At 46.4% G+C, this 15,447-nt stretch carries 15 protein-coding genes; 3 read left to right on the top strand and 12 right to left on the bottom strand.

What is annotated here, in order from left to right:
- Nucleotides 1-7: 7 nt before the first annotated feature.
- Nucleotides 8-1,255 (top strand): DUF1015 domain-containing protein, encoded by a 1,248-nt coding sequence (locus tag E5342_RS11245; RefSeq protein WP_121735042.1) that lies wholly within the window; start codon nucleotides 8-10, stop codon nucleotides 1,253-1,255.
- A gap of 141 nt (nucleotides 1,256-1,396) precedes the next feature.
- On the opposite strand, the gene E5342_RS11240 is transcribed toward E5342_RS11245, so the two are convergent.
- The 12 genes from E5342_RS11240 to E5342_RS11185 form a co-directional block, all read right to left on the bottom strand.
- Nucleotides 1,397-1,816 carry a hypothetical protein gene (locus E5342_RS11240; RefSeq protein WP_135959389.1) on the bottom strand — a complete coding sequence of 140 codons (420 nt, stop codon included), beginning with the start codon at nucleotides 1,814-1,816 and terminating at the stop codon, nucleotides 1,397-1,399.
- Between the two features lie 24 nt (nucleotides 1,817-1,840).
- Nucleotides 1,841-2,473, bottom strand: a complete 633-nt coding sequence (locus E5342_RS11235) for a C10 family peptidase (protein WP_160217481.1) — start codon at nucleotides 2,471-2,473, stop codon at nucleotides 1,841-1,843.
- A gap of 97 nt (nucleotides 2,474-2,570) precedes the next feature.
- Nucleotides 2,571-2,969, bottom strand: a complete 399-nt coding sequence (locus E5342_RS11230) for a hypothetical protein (protein WP_135959388.1) — start codon at nucleotides 2,967-2,969, stop codon at nucleotides 2,571-2,573.
- Between the two features lie 285 nt (nucleotides 2,970-3,254).
- The gene (galE, locus tag E5342_RS11225) at nucleotides 3,255-4,295 is read right to left on the bottom strand and encodes a UDP-glucose 4-epimerase GalE (protein WP_121735038.1); all 1,041 of its coding nucleotides are present in this window, start codon (nucleotides 4,293-4,295) and stop codon (nucleotides 3,255-3,257) included.
- A 25-nt stretch (nucleotides 4,296-4,320) separates the two neighbouring features.
- Entirely contained in the window at nucleotides 4,321-4,893 is a 573-nt protein-coding gene (rsxA, locus tag E5342_RS11220; protein WP_005855659.1) for an electron transport complex subunit RsxA, read from the bottom strand.
- Nucleotides 4,894-4,905: 12 nt separating this feature from the next.
- A complete protein-coding gene (locus E5342_RS11215) occupies nucleotides 4,906-5,490 on the bottom strand; it encodes an RnfABCDGE type electron transport complex subunit E (protein ID WP_005865370.1) in 585 nt (194 codons plus the stop codon).
- A gap of 17 nt (nucleotides 5,491-5,507) precedes the next feature.
- Nucleotides 5,508-6,122, bottom strand: a complete 615-nt coding sequence (locus tag E5342_RS11210) for an RnfABCDGE type electron transport complex subunit G (RefSeq protein ID WP_121735037.1) — start codon at nucleotides 6,120-6,122, stop codon at nucleotides 5,508-5,510.
- A gap of 2 nt (nucleotides 6,123-6,124) precedes the next feature.
- A complete protein-coding gene (locus E5342_RS11205; protein ID WP_005855664.1) occupies nucleotides 6,125-7,093 on the bottom strand; it encodes an RnfABCDGE type electron transport complex subunit D in 969 nt (322 codons plus the stop codon).
- Nucleotides 7,094-7,105: 12 nt separating this feature from the next.
- Complete coding sequence (gene rsxC, locus E5342_RS11200; RefSeq protein WP_121735036.1) at nucleotides 7,106-8,437, bottom strand: electron transport complex subunit RsxC; 1,332 nt, start codon at nucleotides 8,435-8,437, stop codon at nucleotides 7,106-7,108.
- An 11-nt stretch (nucleotides 8,438-8,448) separates the two neighbouring features.
- Nucleotides 8,449-9,318: a Fe-S cluster domain-containing protein gene (locus E5342_RS11195; RefSeq protein ID WP_121735035.1), complete on the bottom strand. Its 870-nt coding sequence runs from the start codon at nucleotides 9,316-9,318 to the stop codon at nucleotides 8,449-8,451.
- Nucleotides 9,319-9,327: 9 nt separating this feature from the next.
- A complete protein-coding gene (locus tag E5342_RS11190; RefSeq protein ID WP_121735034.1) occupies nucleotides 9,328-9,744 on the bottom strand; it encodes a SoxR reducing system RseC family protein in 417 nt (138 codons plus the stop codon).
- A gap of 101 nt (nucleotides 9,745-9,845) precedes the next feature.
- Nucleotides 9,846-11,390 carry a DUF3078 domain-containing protein gene (locus tag E5342_RS11185; protein WP_135959387.1) on the bottom strand — a complete coding sequence of 515 codons (1,545 nt, stop codon included), beginning with the start codon at nucleotides 11,388-11,390 and terminating at the stop codon, nucleotides 9,846-9,848.
- 428 nt (nucleotides 11,391-11,818) lie between these two features.
- On the opposite strand from E5342_RS11185, the gene E5342_RS11180 reads away from it, so the two are divergent.
- Together E5342_RS11180 and yidC are read left to right on the top strand one after the other, a co-directional pair.
- Nucleotides 11,819-13,426: a CTP synthase gene (locus E5342_RS11180; RefSeq protein ID WP_135959386.1), complete on the top strand. Its 1,608-nt coding sequence runs from the start codon at nucleotides 11,819-11,821 to the stop codon at nucleotides 13,424-13,426.
- Between the two features lie 10 nt (nucleotides 13,427-13,436).
- Complete coding sequence (gene yidC / locus E5342_RS11175) at nucleotides 13,437-15,338, top strand: membrane protein insertase YidC (RefSeq protein WP_121735031.1); 1,902 nt, start codon at nucleotides 13,437-13,439, stop codon at nucleotides 15,336-15,338.
- The last annotated feature ends 109 nt before the right edge of the window (nucleotides 15,339-15,447 follow it).

Genomic DNA, 15,447 nt, shown 5'->3' with positions numbered 1-15,447 from the left:
AATTACCATGGCAAAAATAAAACCTTTCAAGGGAGTCCGTCCGCCAAAAGAATTTATAGAGGAGGTGGCTTCCCGTCCCTATGACGTATTGAACTCGCAAGAAGCTCGTGCGGAAGCGGAAGGAAACGAGAAATCCCTTTACCATATCATTAAACCGGAAATCGATTTCCCAGAAGGGACGGATGAGCATGATCCGGCTGTTTACCTGAAGGCCGCCGCCAATTTCAATAATTTTCAGGAAAAAGGTTGGTTGGTTCAGGATCAGAAAGAATGCTATTATGTTTATGCCCAAACCATGAATGGCAAGACTCAATATGGGTTGGTAGTCGGGGCTTATGTTCCCGATTATATGAATGGCACGATCAAGAAACATGAGCTGACCCGCCGTGACAAGGAGGAGGATCGCATGAAACACGTACGTGTCAACAACGCTAATATCGAGCCGGTATTCTTCGCTTATCCCGACAACTCAGAGCTAGATGCTATCGTTATGAAATATACGGCTCGTGAGCCCGAATATAATTTCGTGGCGAAATTAGACGGTTTCGGCCATACGTTCTGGATTATCGATGAGGATAAGGACATCGCCCGCATCACGGAGTTATTCGGGGAGATGCCTGCGTTGTATATTGCCGACGGACATCATCGTTCCGCCGCCGCTGCTTTGGTAGGAGCGGAGAAGGCCAAGCAAAACCCGGGTCATAAGGGAGACGAGGAGTATAACTATTTCATGGCTGTTTGCTTCCCGGCCAACCAATTGACCATTATCGATTACAACCGTGTGGTAAAAGACTTGAACGGCTTGACCGAGGAACAATTCGTTGAGAGATTAACGAAAAACTTCGTGGTAGAGGAGAAGGGCTCTGCTATTTACAAACCGAGTGCCTTGCACAATTTCTCCCTGTATTTAGGAGGGAAATGGTATTCTTTGACCGCTAAGCCCGGTACGTACGATGATAATGACCCGATAGGCGTATTGGATGTCACGATCTCTTCGAACTTGATTCTGGATGAGATTTTAGGCATTAAGGATTTACGTTCAGACAAGCGAATTGATTTCGTGGGAGGTATCCGTGGCCTGGGTGAATTGAAACGCCGTGTGGATAGCGGTGAGATGAAGGTTGCCTTGGCTTTGTATCCCGTTACGATGAAGCAATTGATGGATATCGCCGATACGGGTAATATCATGCCGCCGAAGACGACGTGGTTCGAACCGAAACTTCGCTCTGGTCTGGTGATTCATAAGCTGGATTGACAATCCGTGTAGGAAATTAAAAAGAGAGGCATGATCAATGAAGACCATGCCTCTCTCTTTATATTATAGGACTACGCCGTTACCGGACATGGGATTTTTGAGAGTCTTTGGAGGGGTGCCGAAGGCTTCCGTTTCAGCCGGCTATTTCCGTTGGAACTCGAAGAAATCCTCGGAATCGTAAAAACAGATCTTGTTTTGTGCCGATATCCAGGCCTCCACGGCGGGAAGGCTCGCTTCCGGTGTCATTCGCAGCGTGGGATGCTTGTATTCGTAGCTCCCGTGGGTGGTGATGGTGGTGTCGCACATGCTGTTCGATTTCTCATCATAGATGCTGCCTTGGGCAGTCATCGTGAAATCGTTTTCCCCGAAGCTCAGCGTTTGTTCTTTCGGGAATCGGATCGGCGAGAAGCTCTCCGCTGCGTCGTACACCGCTCCTATGCGGATCCGTTCCGTGGCGTTGAGCGCTTGCTCCTCGCCATATCTCCATTCCTCGTCATCGTTGGAGCAAGCGGAGAGGATGCACAGGGCTGACAAGGTAAGGAATAAGATGTTTCTCTTCATGATGTTTTAATTTATAGGTTAGTATTATTTGTATATATGGATTATCTTGAATCCTTCATTAAATAAATGGCCTCCTGCGCTAAAAGAAATAGGGTTCTCCACTAGATAGAAACCATTGGATGAACCATCCCATCCCCAATTCATGCTTAAATAGTCATAATAGGTGGCATCGTCGTAGATATGACGTTTCCATCCGTCACATACCCATGCATGTCCGGAAGTACTTCCGCTATTTTGTCCTCTCATAATTGTGGGTCCTCCATTCTCAAGCGCATATTTACAATCTAGAATAGAGAAAGGAATTAGTGATCCTGAGTTTAATCCATAAGAATGTAGGAGACTGGGTGCATCTGCAGTATTAGCACCACTTTCTGTACAATCATATTGCATATTTATTTTTGTTCCTATCTCTGCGATAAGAGTACTTACTTGATTTTTCACGGTAGTACTTGATGAAGACGTTGTTTTGTCGCTTGCTAAGATCGCACTCCAATTGAGGGTAGATGGAACTTTGTGATATGCTAAAACTTGAGCAATTGCGATTGCAACACATCCAGCTGGAGCATTGTCGTCACACTTTATTGGGCATTTTGCATTATATGGGCTTCCTTGTCCCCATGTCGTAGATGTGAATTTATAGCAAGTTTCTGCGGTCATTTTTGTTTGGACTGCTTTCTCTTGTATATCTGCGTAATATTGTTGTAGGTCTTGTCGGATTAACATTGGTATATCTTGGATATATAACCGCAAAGGTTCAATGAACGATGTATCCGATAAAGAACCTATGGGTACAGATATGAACTTTTTCTATTCTTTTGTCTCCTACAACAATAGAGTAGCCTTTTTGTCCATCCATTTCGGTTGTGAATTCATAAACAGGGATCGTATCCTTTACTGATACTGGCAAGGCTTCAGTATTATCGATGTACAGAGTCTTTGTCTTGTGCTCCTTGATTTCAAAGGATGATTTAGACTTGGTGAAAGCATCGGCAACGAAATCTTCTAATAAGTTTTTTGCCTCGTCAATGTTTAATATGTTGGTGTTTTTTGGCTTCTGATCGTTTACAGATTGAATTCCCATATCCTCATTAGTACAAGAGGATATTAAACAAACTGCTAATAAAACTGATAGTTTTAAATGTTTTGTGTTCATGATAAAGTTTTTTATTAAAAAATAGTAATAGATGTAACATATATCAACTAAGTTGATTGCGAGAGGGACTCAAAGGAATCTAAAAATCTGAAAAACTTATGTAAGTTGATGCGTTCCAAAGGTAATGGAATTCGTATGAAAATGTAAAAGAATGTGGAGATTTTTTTCAGAAAAAAACAATTCTTCCTTGCATGGGGCCCGGACGAAAAAAAGGCTGCGCATCCGGATGAACCTTGGCACGCAACCTCTCGTTATCTTAGGAAGTATCCCGTCTCGTCGTCGGATTTACTGGATGCCCCGTTCCCGCAAACGTTTCTGCCAGTTCCATGCGGATTGCAGGGTGTCGGCTAAAGTCTCCTTAGCGGTCCAGCCTAATACCTTATTCGCATGCTCTGGATTGGCCCATACCTTCTCGATATCACCTTCACGACGGCCCACGATCTTGTGCGGAACCTTAACGCCGGTTGTCTGCTCGAAGGTATTGATCAGTTCAAGGACAGAAACACCATTGCCGGTACCTAGGTTGAATATCTCGATATGCTCATCGGACTTGTTCTCAAGCATACGGTCCATAGCGATTACATGTGCTTTCGCCAAGTCTACGACATTGATATAATCACGGATGCAAGAACCGTCTGCTGTATCATAATCATCGCCAAATACGCTTAGTTTCTTACGGATGCCCATAGCCGTTTGTGTCAAGTACGGGATCAAGTTCTGGGGAACACCATTTGGTAACTCTCCGATCTCTGCGCTCGGGTGAGCGCCTATCGGGTTGAAGTAGCGCAAGATGATGCTCTTGAAAGGCGCTCCCGCATGGATCGTATCCCGGATGATCTCCTCGTTGATCTGCTTCGTGTTTCCATAAGGAGACATAGCGGGTTTGATCGGGGCGTTCTCGGTCACCGGCAAGTTTTCCGGGTCCGGTTGTCCGTATACCGTACAAGAGGAAGAGAATACGATACCTTCGATATTGAATTCAGGCATCATCTCCAACAAGTTCACCAACGTGACAATATTATTGCGATAATACTTCAATGGTTGCTGTACGGATTCTCCTACCGCCTTGCTGGCGGCAAACAAGATAATACCTTTGATACCCGGGTGAGCTTCCAATGCCTTGCGAGTTCCTTCCTTATCCTTTAGATCCAATTGGATAAATTCTGGACGGATGCCCGTAATTTTCTCGATACCATCGAGTACCTCGATATTCGAGTTTGACAAATCGTCGATAATGACTACCTCATATCCGGCGTTCTGCAATTCTACTGTGGTGTGTGAGCCGATATAACCGGTTCCGCCCGCTACTAAAATCTTCTTTTTCATTCTAGTGTTCATTTAGATAAGTTTGTTATACGATACCCGAGAATCCCATAAAAGCCATAGCTAGCAAACCTGCCGTGATCAAGGCGATCGGAGTACCCTTCATGCCTTCCGGAACGTGTGTCATGGCTAGTTGTTCCCGAATACCCGCGAAGATAATCAAAGCTAGCGCAAATCCAATAGCGGTCGAGATAGCATATACCACAGATTCTAATAAATTATACTCTTTTTGGATTACAAGGATAGCCACACCCAAGATACAACAGTTCGTGGTGATCAACGGAAGGAATACACCCAACGCTTGATAAAGAGCGGGAGAGACCTTCTTCAATATGATTTCCACCATCTGAACCAAGGCGGCGATGATCAAGATGAAACTGATCGTCTGCATGAACCCTAATCCGAAAGCGTCCAATATGTATTTTTGCACGAGGAAGGTAACAATCGTTGCGATCGTAAGCACGAACGTAACGGCGGCTCCCATACCTGCGGCGGTCTCCACTTTCTTAGATACCCCCAAGAACGGACAAATTCCCAAGAACTGTGCCAGTACAACGTTATTAACGAATACGGCGGCGATAAATATCAATATATATTCCATATGATCCGTTTATTAAGCTTTACGCAGTTTGTTTACTATTGCTACCAAATAACCCAAGGCGATAAACGCTCCCGGAGCCAATACGAAGATCAGCGAACCGTATTCCTCGGGCATCAAGGTTACGTTGAATAATTTACCGGTCCCCAAGAACTCACGGCAAGCGCCCAGCAGCGTAAGAGCCATCGTGAAGCCCAGTCCGATACCGATTCCGTCGAAAGCGGATGGGATTACGCCGTTCTTTGCGGCGAAAGCCTCGGCACGTCCTAGTACGATACAGTTTACCACGATCAACGGGATAAATAATCCCAAGCTAGCGTATAAAGCCGGGACGAACGCTTCCATGCACATCTGCACGACGGTTACGAACGTCGCGATCACAACGATATATCCCGGGATACGCACCAAGTCGGGGATTACGTTTTTCAAGGCGGAGATCACGATATTCGAGCAAATCAATACGAACATCGTAGCCAATCCCATACTCATGCCGTTGATGGCCGAAGAGGTCGTTCCCAAGGTCGGACACATACCTAACAGTAATACAAATGTCGGGTTCTCCGTGATGATACCATTCATCAATATTTTTAGATTACTCATTGTTCTGTCCTCCCTTTTTATTTGTTATCAGTTGAAGTGGCACCCGTTAGTCCGTCTACGCCAGCGAATGCGCTATACGCACGGTTCACGGCATCGAGGAACGCACGGCTGGAGATTGTCGCTGCCGTGATAGCGTCCACGTCGCCACCATCTTTTGTTACTTTTAAGCCTCCGTCCGGAATCGTACGTCCCAAGACACTTTGCTTGTTCTTGTCCGCACGGAACCATTCTTGCATCTTGGCTCCCAAACCCGGAGTCTCGGCGTGTTGCAATACGGAATAGTTCAAGATCTTGCCATCCATATCGAAACCTACGATAACCCGTATCTCACCGCTAAAGCCTTTTTTCGTATTACTCTCCACGGCTCCGCCAACGACTTGTCCGCCTTTCTTGGCAGGATAAATCTTGAGGGAATCACCATCGGAGGAGACGGCCATATAGACGTCCTCAGTCGGTTTGTTGTTGAACTCGGGAGCAACGGCTTTAATCGCTTCCTCCAAGGCGGTCGCTTTGGCTACCGCTATAGGGCCGGCGGTAAACTGGTTCACTCCGGCAAGGATCGCCCCTGCTACCAAGCAAATACCTGTTAGCGAAAGGAGCATATTGGGTAATGTTGATTTTAATTTTGCCATGCTTACTTTCCTCCGAAATGTTTAGGTTTGATATAGCTGTTGATTAGCGGAGTAAATGCGTTCATGATCAGGATAGCGAACGACATACCTTCCGGGTAAGATCCGAACAAACGGATCACCGTGGTAAGGATTCCGATTCCCACGCCGTAGACAAGCATTCCGTTCTTGCTCATCGGAGAGGTTACGTAGTCGGTCGCCATAAAGATGGAGCCTAATAACAAACCGCCGGATAATAAGTGAACGAACGGGCTGGCGTATTGTACCGGATTCACCAAGTGCATGATGCCCGTGAACACGAATACGGTAGCCAAGATGGATACCGGGATCTGCCAAGTGATAATCTTTTTCCATAGCATGAATAAAAGACCGAGGATCAAGGCCACGGCGCTCACTTCACCGAGACTACCTCCCATAGCTCCTACAAGCATATTCCCGTAAGACGGAAGCTCGGTCACGCCTTCGTTCATCAATGACAATACCGTTGCGCCAGTCTGGGCATCCGTATAAGTCATAGGGAAAACGTTCAAGGCATCTACCACCGGCCAAGTCGTCATCTGTGCCGGGAAGGAGATCAATAAGAATACACGTCCGACTAACGCCGGATTGAAAATATTATTACCTAATCCACCGAAAGACATCTTGCCGATGCCGATCGCCGCCAACGCTCCGATAATAATGATCCAGACCGGAAGGTTGGAAGGTAGGTTGAAGGCCAGCAATACACCTGTCAGGATAGCGGAGCCATCGCAAAGGGTCGGTTCCTTTTTCATCAGGAATCGCTGGATCAAATACTCGAATATCATACAGGCCAGAACCGATACGACCGTAACGATCAACGCTCCCAGACCGAAGAAATAAAGGGATACCAAGAAAGCCGGGATAAGGGCAATCAGTACACCATACATATTTTTGCTTATGCTGTCGCCACCATGGATGTGAGGCGAGGGCGATACGTATAAATTATTTTCCATGTTGCTCTTGTTTTATGACTTTCTAGACCGGATAATACCCATAACTTTTCCTTTACCCAACCGGATCTGATCCAGCAACGGACGATTGGCCGGACAGGTATAACTACACGACCCGCACTCGATACAGTCGGTGATATAGTTCTTCTCCGCCAATTCCCAATTCTGGAATTCCGTGGCGTTCATCAATAGGGTAGGGTTTAATCCCATCGGGCAGACACCTACGCATTTGGCGCAACGGATGCAGTCTCGGATCGGCTTGCGGACAGACTCCTCTTTCGTCAGTAATAAAACGCCGGAACTTCCTTTGCAAACCGGCACTTCGGCACTGATCAACGCTTTACCCATCATCGGTCCGCCACCGATAATCTTACCCGTATTCTCGGGCAGGCCACCTGCGGCCTCGATCAGGCAGCTGATCGGTGTTCCCATACGAACCAAGAAATTGGAAGGGGTTGCTACCGCCTTACCCGTGATCGTCACCACACGCTCGAACAACGGTTTATTCTTTTGTACCGCCTCGTAAACGGCATAAGCGGTTCCTACGTTCTGTACCACAGCACCCGCCGAGATAGGAAGCGCGCCACTTTTTACCTGACGGCGAATAACGGCGTCGATCAATTGTTTCTCGCCTCCTTGCGGATATTGTACCTTAAGCGGCATAATCTCTATACCTTTATAATTTACCGCCAACTTTTGCAGATGGGCGATAGCGTCCGGCTTGTTATTCTCGATACCGATCACGGCCTTGTTCACGTTGACCGCTTTCATCAGGATCGTGACACCGACTAGGATTTGCTCGCCTTTCTCCAGCATCAATGAATGGTCGGAAGTAAGATAAGGCTCACACTCCACGGCGTTGATGATTACGATCTCTGCCTTGTTTCCGGGAGGTGGCATCAATTTTACCTGCGTAGGGAAAGTCGCTCCACCCAGACCCACGATACCGGAAGCGGCGATCTTATCCACGATTTCCTTGGAAGACAGCGAGCATTCCTTCACTAAGGCCTCGCTGCGGTCGATCGTCTCTTCCCATTCATCACCTTCCACATCTATATAGATAGCGGGACGTTTGTATCCGCTAGCGTCGAGAGCGTTATCTATCTTGTTCACTTTGCCGGATACGGAAGAATGGATGTTCGCTGATACGAAACCACCCGCCTTGGCTAGCAATGTACCCACCTTTACCATATCCCCTTTCTTCACCACGGCCTGCGCTGGGGCGCCGATATGCTGGCTGAGGGGGATAATCACCTGTTTAGGCGTAGCGAGAGCCGTAATTTTCTTACCGGCAGACAGTTTATTCTCGGGGGGATGTATACCTCCGATTCGAAATGTCCTTAGCATACTATTAGATTTTAATTTAGATTTGTTTTTTCTTCACTTGTAGCTTTCGGAGCGGGAGCGGCTTCCTTTCGAGGAGGGAAATTCAGCTCATGAATAGCTCCTGTCGGACATACAGCCACGCATTTGCGGCACATCCGGCACTTCGTATAATCGATATAAGCTACGTTATTTGTTACGGTGATCGCCTCGAACGGACATTCCTTGGCACATTTGCCACAGCCGATACAAGCGTTGGCACAAGCCTTGCGAGCGGCAGCTCCCTTGTCCTTGTTTACGCAAGACACGTAAATCCGGCGTGATTTAGGTCCTTTCTTTCTCAGCTCGATGATACTCTTCGGGCAAGCCTTCACGCAAGCGCCGCAGGAAGTACATTTTTCTTCATCCACCTCGGCGATACCCGTAGCCGGGTTGATGTGGATAGCGTCGAAAGCGCAGGCGTTCACACAGTCGCCATAACCTAGGCAACCGAAAGAACAATTCGTCTCGCCTCCGTAAAGGGTAGAGGCGATGGCGCAACTTTTCGTTCCATCATAAGAGTTTGTACGTGGGCGGGCCTGACAAGTTCCGTTGCAACGGACAACGGCTACCATGGGTTCGGCTGTACCCGCCTCTTTACCCAGTATCGTAGCGACCTTGGCCATGACCGGGCCACCGCCAACGGGGCAGAGCAACCCGTCTAATGAGTCGGCTTTTACGCAAGCACCCGCAAATCCGGCGCAACCCGGATAACCGCAACCTCCACAGTTCGCCCCGGGAAGGACTTCCTGTACTTGTGCGATGCGAGGATCTTCGTAGACTTCAAATTTCTTGGAAGCAGCGTAGAGGAAAACCGCTCCGACCGCCCCGATTGCTCCTAATGAAATAACGGCAATTAAAATCATGATATATTATCAATTAAGTTTTTTCAAAGTAAATATAAATCGTCTTTTAAGTTTGTCACGCATTAAGTATAGTATACAGTAATAAGGCAGCAAAAGCGATAAACCAGTTAACCCGCTCGTGGTCTCGTCCCATTGTAGATTCGTTCCGATCACGATGGCTCCCACGATTATCACCAAAGGAATGACAAATGCCAGCAACACGGCCTGAAGCCCCATGGAATTTTGTCCGCATATCATCACTTCCTCGTTTACGTGAAACCGTCCCGAACGATCGGGTACCTCGATGATCTTATCCTTTTTCTCGGAAGCCGAGCACATGGACTGTGCGTGGCATCCCGAGCATGCGGATTGTTGGGTAATACGGACGAAGACGGTGTCACCATCGATCTTCTCTACAAATCCTGTATGATTTATACTTTCGCTCATATTTGTAATCTCGACATTGCAAAATCAAGGCAAAAGTAAGTATAATTTAGAAACTATGTCACGATTAACAAAGTTTATTATTCGAAACCTTAAAACCTAGCTTACCATTTGTAATTAAAACCGAAACTTAACAACTCATTAAGTTGGAAATAACTCTTGTTATCGTCTGTTTTTTCCACTCCATCATCATATCTAAGATGAAAATAGATACGTGTGGAGAAAAAGCGACTGATGGCTAGAACCAAGGTGTTCTCGAACTCCCCGATGGTATGATCGCCATAAGTGGTAAAGAAATAAAGACGGGATTGCCAGCTGACGTTACGGTTGAAATCAAAAGCGAGGTCTGCACGGATCGTGGAACCTATTTGGCTTAGCTTATTATTGAACTCACCGGTTTCCTCGTTTTTCTTGAAACCGTGACGGCTATAATCGATCTCTTGTGTCGCATACATATATGTATAGGAGATTGGCGCCAAGTTGGCACTAAATTTAATCTTCTTATGCTTATTGGTAAATTGTTTCTCCAGCTCGTATTTCATACCGAGACCGAAATTGATAGAGAACGGGGCTAGGAATGCGGCCTGTTTGATATTCTCATTCTCTTTGTAATTGGTGAAGAACTGGGTTCTGAACTCGGCGTCGAACGTATAGTACCATCTGTTGAACGCTTGGTAACCCACGTTGCTGTGTATACGGAATACGTCGTCACCGATCTTATAGTTCCTTAAGGTATCCTTCGGTGCCGTATATACGCTGGCTTTGAATTCCAGTTCGTTCGTTACTTGTACCTTGTCTTTCTTATAATCGTATTTTAAATTGTTCTTGGTGAACAGGTTCAAGTTGCTACTTCCACCCTTGTACCAGTTCTCCGAAACATAGTTTTGGGAGAACTGGATGGCGCTCTCGAAGGCCGATATCCAGTATCTCCGCTCCGGGATAAAACGGGCGGGAGCGTCTACGTCCTCAAAATTGGCATCAGCCTCTACCTTGATCGGCAAGTCCTCATAAATATTCTTCTTTATGAATTTGGGTTTGATCACCTCATTAGGCAGATCCCTCTCGGAGTAGCGGAAATAAGTCGGGTAATTGTTCTGCACATGTTTGTAAGCCATCTCCTCGAACTGTTTGTTTCGTTCCAGATCTTTGAAAATGGAATCTGTCTGGTATAAGTTGTCATAGGGAGTCCTCTCTTTCAATGAATCGAAGTTGTAGAATATCAGGTTCTTGGGTAGGTAATCTCCCCGAAAAACGATCGGCATGAACAAAGGGTTTACGATCACGGTATCTCGGAAGGTCATCGTATTATCGAAGACTGTGGAAGCGTCTCGTACCAGACGGGCCCAATACATTGCCTCGTCCGAGATCTCCAGTTCGTCTTTTTTCAAGAAACGCAGTAAATTCGTACTTGGGGCCAAGGGCGCCGAGTAAGTCTTGTTTTGTTTCTCGAATTGCTTACGAATGTCTACAATGTTGTCTAATTCCTCTTCGTCAAGATTGATCGCAGGAATCGTATCATCCAATACGACTTGCTGTGCGGGACGTTGAACTATCGTTCCGGTAACTAATTGGTTCTCTTGGCTGTATGCCGAGCTGCCAATTAGTGAAAGTAATAATAGCGCATACACACCATGCCTCTTCATCATCATAATACCTTATTTACATCTATTAATTGTAGTGGTTGCAAAATTAGCTAAAAAGAATGATATACAACATACGATTTGATATTTATCTGGGTAAAAGTTACGATCACCGAGGTGAAGAAACGAAGACCGAAGGTGTGTCTTGCAAGACTTATACGACTTGTCTCAGTACTCCATAGGAAGTACTGAGGTATTTCCCTTGAAGTACTCCGGTACTTCCCGCAGAGTATTGAAGTAATTCTGGTAGAAGTACTGCCTTTAATGTCGTGCTTCGAATCGGGAATCAGAATAGTCCTGTCAAAAAACGAGTAGGTTCCGGAGATATTCCGCAAGAAATAAAAACATTAAATTTGGCATGTCTCGATGAAAATCGCTAACTTCGCGATTTCGAAATGCAGGTGTGCAATTAAAAAGATAACTAAAATATTACTATCGTGGCAGATACAAAGTACATTTTCGTTACAGGCGGCGTGGTCTCTTCCTTAGGTAAGGGAATTATTTCCGCTTCTTTAGGTAAGCTCCTTCAAGCAAGAGGTTACAAGGTTACTATCCAAAAATTTGATCCTTACATCAACATCGACCCGGGTACGTTGAACCCTTATGAGCATGGGGAATGTTACGTGACCGTCGATGGACATGAGGCTGACTTGGACTTGGGCCATTACGAGCGTTTCCTGAATGTCCAGACTACCCGTGCGAATAATATCACTACCGGACGTATCTATCAAAGCGTGATCAACAAGGAGCGTAGAGGGGATTATCTGGGTAAGACGGTACAGGTGGTGCCTCATATCACGGATGAGATCAAGCGTAACGTGAAATTATTGGGTAGCAAGTATAAATTTGACTTCGTGATCACCGAGATCGGTGGTACGGTGGGTGATATCGAGTCTCTGCCTTTCATAGAGAGCGTTCGTCAGTTGAAATGGGAGCTGGGTAAGAACTGCCTTTGCGTGCATCTTACTTACGTGCCTTATATCGCAGCGGCGAAAGAGTATAAGACGAAGCCTACGCAACATTCCGTGAAGCAATTGCAGGAGTTAGGCATCCAGCCGGACGTGTTGGTTTTACGTACGGAGCGTGAGTTGAACGCGAACTTATTACGTAAGGTGGCGTTGTTCTGTAACGTGGCCGAGGATTCCGTGATCCAGTCGATCGACGTGCCGACGATCTACGAGGTTCCTTTGGTATTGCAACGCCAGAAGATGGACGAGGTGGTCTTGCGTAAGGTCGGTATGGAAGTCGGTCCGACCCCCGAGTTGAAGCCTTGGAAGGAATTCCTTGCCTTGAAGAGCACGGCTACGGATACGGTGAAGATCGGTTTGGTAGGTAAATACGTGGAATTGCAGGACGCTTATAAGTCGATCGACGAGTCTTTGTTGCAAGCCGCTATTTACAATCATCATAAACTGGATCTGCATTTGTTCCATTCTGAGAGATTGAATAACGAGAACGCGGCCGAGCAATTGAAGGATATGGACGGTATCTTGATCGCTCCCGGGTTCGGGCAGAGAGGTATCGAGGGCAAGTTTGCCGCTATCAAATACGCTCGTGAGCATGATGTCCCTTGCTTGGGTATCTGCTTGGGTATGCAGTGCATGGTGATCGAGTTTGCTCGTGACGTATTAGGTTTGGCGGATGCCAACTCTACGGAGATGGAGCCGAACACGACACATAAGGTGATCGATTTGATGGAGGAGCAGAAGAACGTCACCAATATGGGAGGTTCCATGCGTCTGGGTGCTTACGATTGTACGCTGAAAGAGGGCTCCAAGGTATTAGAGGCGTATGGCAAGGAGCATATCCAAGAGCGCCATCGCCATCGTTTCGAGTTCAACAACGAGTATAAGAAGCAATACGAGGCTGCCGGTATGATGTGCACGGGTAAGAATCCGGAGACAAATCTGGTAGAGGTGGTAGAGATCCCCGCCTTGAAATGGTTCGTGGGCGTTCAATATCATCCGGAGTACAACAGTACCGTGGTGAATCCGAATCCTCTTTTCCTCAGCTTCGTGAAAGCTGCTATCGAAAATAAAAAATAATTGGTGATAAATGGATAAAAACACATTAATAGGTTTTCTGCTGATCGGTGTCGTATTATTTGCGTTTAGCTGGTTCAACCGGCCAACGCCTGAGCAGTTGGAGGCGCAACGTCGTTACCAAGATTCAATCGCGAAGATTGAGTATGCCCAGCAACTGGAATTGCAGAAACAAGAGAACAAAAGTGCTTTAGTGGAGGATTCGTTGGAGAACCTGCCGGATTCGGTACGGGCGCAACGTTTGCGGCAGAGCTTCGGTGTATTCGGCGACGCTATGGTGGGCACGGAAGATTACACGACCCTGCAAAATGACGTGGTTGAGCTTCGTATCAGCAATAAGGGTGGACGTATTTGTTACGCACGATTGAAGGAGTATGATACGTATAATGACGAGCCTCTCGTTTTGTTCGATGAGAAAGAGTCTAATTTTAATTTTACGTTGGTCACGGCTACGAACCGTGTCGTGAATACGAGCGATTTGTATTTTACCCCGGTTAAAGGCAATGATCCGAATTCCGTGATCATGCGCTTGAACACCGGCGAGGGTAGTCATCTGGATTTTACCTATACCTTGAAACCGGATGATTATATGGTGCTATACCAGATTCTGGGTACGGGATTGAACGGTGTCTTGGCACCGAGCACGAATGCCTTGGATTTATTGTGGGAGCAGGATATCCGCCAACAGGAAAAAGGACGTAAGTTTGAGGACCGTTACGTAACCTTGAGCTATAAGTTCATGGCGGACGATGTGGAACATATGAGCGAGTCGAAGAGCGATAGCAAGCAGATTCCGAACCGCTTGAAATGGATCGGTTATAAGGATATGTTCTTCTCCTCCGTATTGATCTCGCAAGAAGGTTTTGAGGCCACGACCTTGGATTCGAAAGCGATTCCCGAAGGAGACATATTGAAACGATTTAAGACGACCACTTCCGTGCCTTTCGACTTGCAGGGTAAGGAGGCTACGAACCTGTCCTTTTATTTCGGACCGAATAAGTTCGCCCTGTTGAAATCCTTCGATAAAGGAGTCGTTGCCGAGCAGCAACTGGATTTGGAGAAGTTGGTTCCGCTAGGTTGGGGGATCTTCCGTTGGGTGAACCAATATTTCGTGATCCCTTTGTTCGACTTCTTGGGTAAGTTTATCCATAATTATGGTATCTTGATTCTTCTGATGACGATCATCGTGAAGACCATCCTTTTCCCGTTGACATATAAGTCTTATATCTCGTCCGCTAAGATGCGTGTATTGCGTCCGCAAGTGGAGGAGATCAACGCTAAGTATCCCGGACAGGATAAGGCTATGGAACGGCAAAAAGCGACGATGGAGCTATATAGCCGTGCGGGGGCGAGCCCGATGAGCGGTTGCTTGCCGATGTTGCTGCAGATGCCGATCTTGATCGCTTTATTCATGTTCTTCCCGTCGGCGATCGAGTTACGTCACCAAAGTTTCCTTTGGGCGCACGACTTGTCTACTTACGACGCTATCTTTAGCTGGAATCAATATATTCCGATTGTCACTCCGTATTTCGGAAATCACATCAGTTTGTTCTGTTTATTGATGACGATCACGAATATTTTTTATACCAAGTATAATATGGAGATGACGAATACCGGGCAGCAGCAGATGCCGGGTATGAAGGCTATGATGTACATGATGCCGTTGATGTTCTTGGTATTCTTCAACCAGTATGCTTCCGGTCTGACCTATTACTATTTCATCTCTACGTTGATCACGATTGCGCAGACATTGATCTTCCGCTATACGATCGATGAGGATAAATTGTTAGCTAAGTTGGAGGCAAACAAGCGTAAGCCGATGAAAAAATCCGGTTTCATGAAACGTCTGGAAGAGGCTCAACGAGCACAGCAGGAGACGTTGCGTAAACAACAAGAGGCTAAGAAAAAACGATAGGATAATAGCAATTGTTTTCCTTGAAAAAAGGTCCCTTTATCTGCTTATTGGTAGTGAAGTGACCCCCAAAAGTTGGACGGGTTAAACATTATCCAGTAATTGAAAGAGT

The organism is Parabacteroides distasonis (assembly GCF_004793765.1).
Lineage (GTDB): Bacteria > Bacteroidota > Bacteroidia > Bacteroidales > Tannerellaceae > Parabacteroides > Parabacteroides distasonis_A.
Note: the sequence above shows the minus strand (reverse complement) of the source record. Positions and strands in the feature narration are given on the sequence as shown.

What these genes read in the sequence shown, in the direction of transcription:
- E5342_RS11245 (WP_121735042.1), top strand. Translation starts at nt 8, where the DNA reads ATGGCAAAAATAAAACCTTTCAAGGGAGTCCGTCCGCCAAAAGAATTT.
- E5342_RS11240 (WP_135959389.1), bottom strand. Translation starts at nt 1,816, where the DNA reads ATGAAGAGAAACATCTTATTCCTTACCTTGTCAGCCCTGTGCATCCTC.
- E5342_RS11235 (WP_160217481.1), bottom strand. Translation starts at nt 2,473, where the DNA reads ATGACCGCAGAAACTTGCTATAAATTCACATCTACGACATGGGGACAA.
- E5342_RS11230 (WP_135959388.1), bottom strand. Translation starts at nt 2,969, where the DNA reads ATGAACACAAAACATTTAAAACTATCAGTTTTATTAGCAGTTTGTTTA.
- galE (WP_121735038.1), bottom strand. Translation starts at nt 4,295, where the DNA reads ATGAAAAAGAAGATTTTAGTAGCGGGCGGAACCGGTTATATCGGCTCA.
- rsxA (WP_005855659.1), bottom strand. Translation starts at nt 4,893, where the DNA reads ATGGAATATATATTGATATTTATCGCCGCCGTATTCGTTAATAACGTT.
- E5342_RS11215 (WP_005865370.1), bottom strand. Translation starts at nt 5,490, where the DNA reads ATGAGTAATCTAAAAATATTGATGAATGGTATCATCACGGAGAACCCG.
- E5342_RS11210 (WP_121735037.1), bottom strand. Translation starts at nt 6,122, where the DNA reads ATGGCAAAATTAAAATCAACATTACCCAATATGCTCCTTTCGCTAACA.
- E5342_RS11205 (WP_005855664.1), bottom strand. Translation starts at nt 7,093, where the DNA reads ATGGAAAATAATTTATACGTATCGCCCTCGCCTCACATCCATGGTGGC.
- rsxC (WP_121735036.1), bottom strand. Translation starts at nt 8,437, where the DNA reads ATGCTAAGGACATTTCGAATCGGAGGTATACATCCCCCCGAGAATAAA.
- E5342_RS11195 (WP_121735035.1), bottom strand. Translation starts at nt 9,318, where the DNA reads ATGATTTTAATTGCCGTTATTTCATTAGGAGCAATCGGGGCGGTCGGA.
- E5342_RS11190 (WP_121735034.1), bottom strand. Translation starts at nt 9,744, where the DNA reads ATGAGCGAAAGTATAAATCATACAGGATTTGTAGAGAAGATCGATGGT.
- E5342_RS11185 (WP_135959387.1), bottom strand. Translation starts at nt 11,390, where the DNA reads ATGATGATGAAGAGGCATGGTGTGTATGCGCTATTATTACTTTCACTA.
- yidC (WP_121735031.1), top strand. Translation starts at nt 13,437, where the DNA reads ATGGATAAAAACACATTAATAGGTTTTCTGCTGATCGGTGTCGTATTA.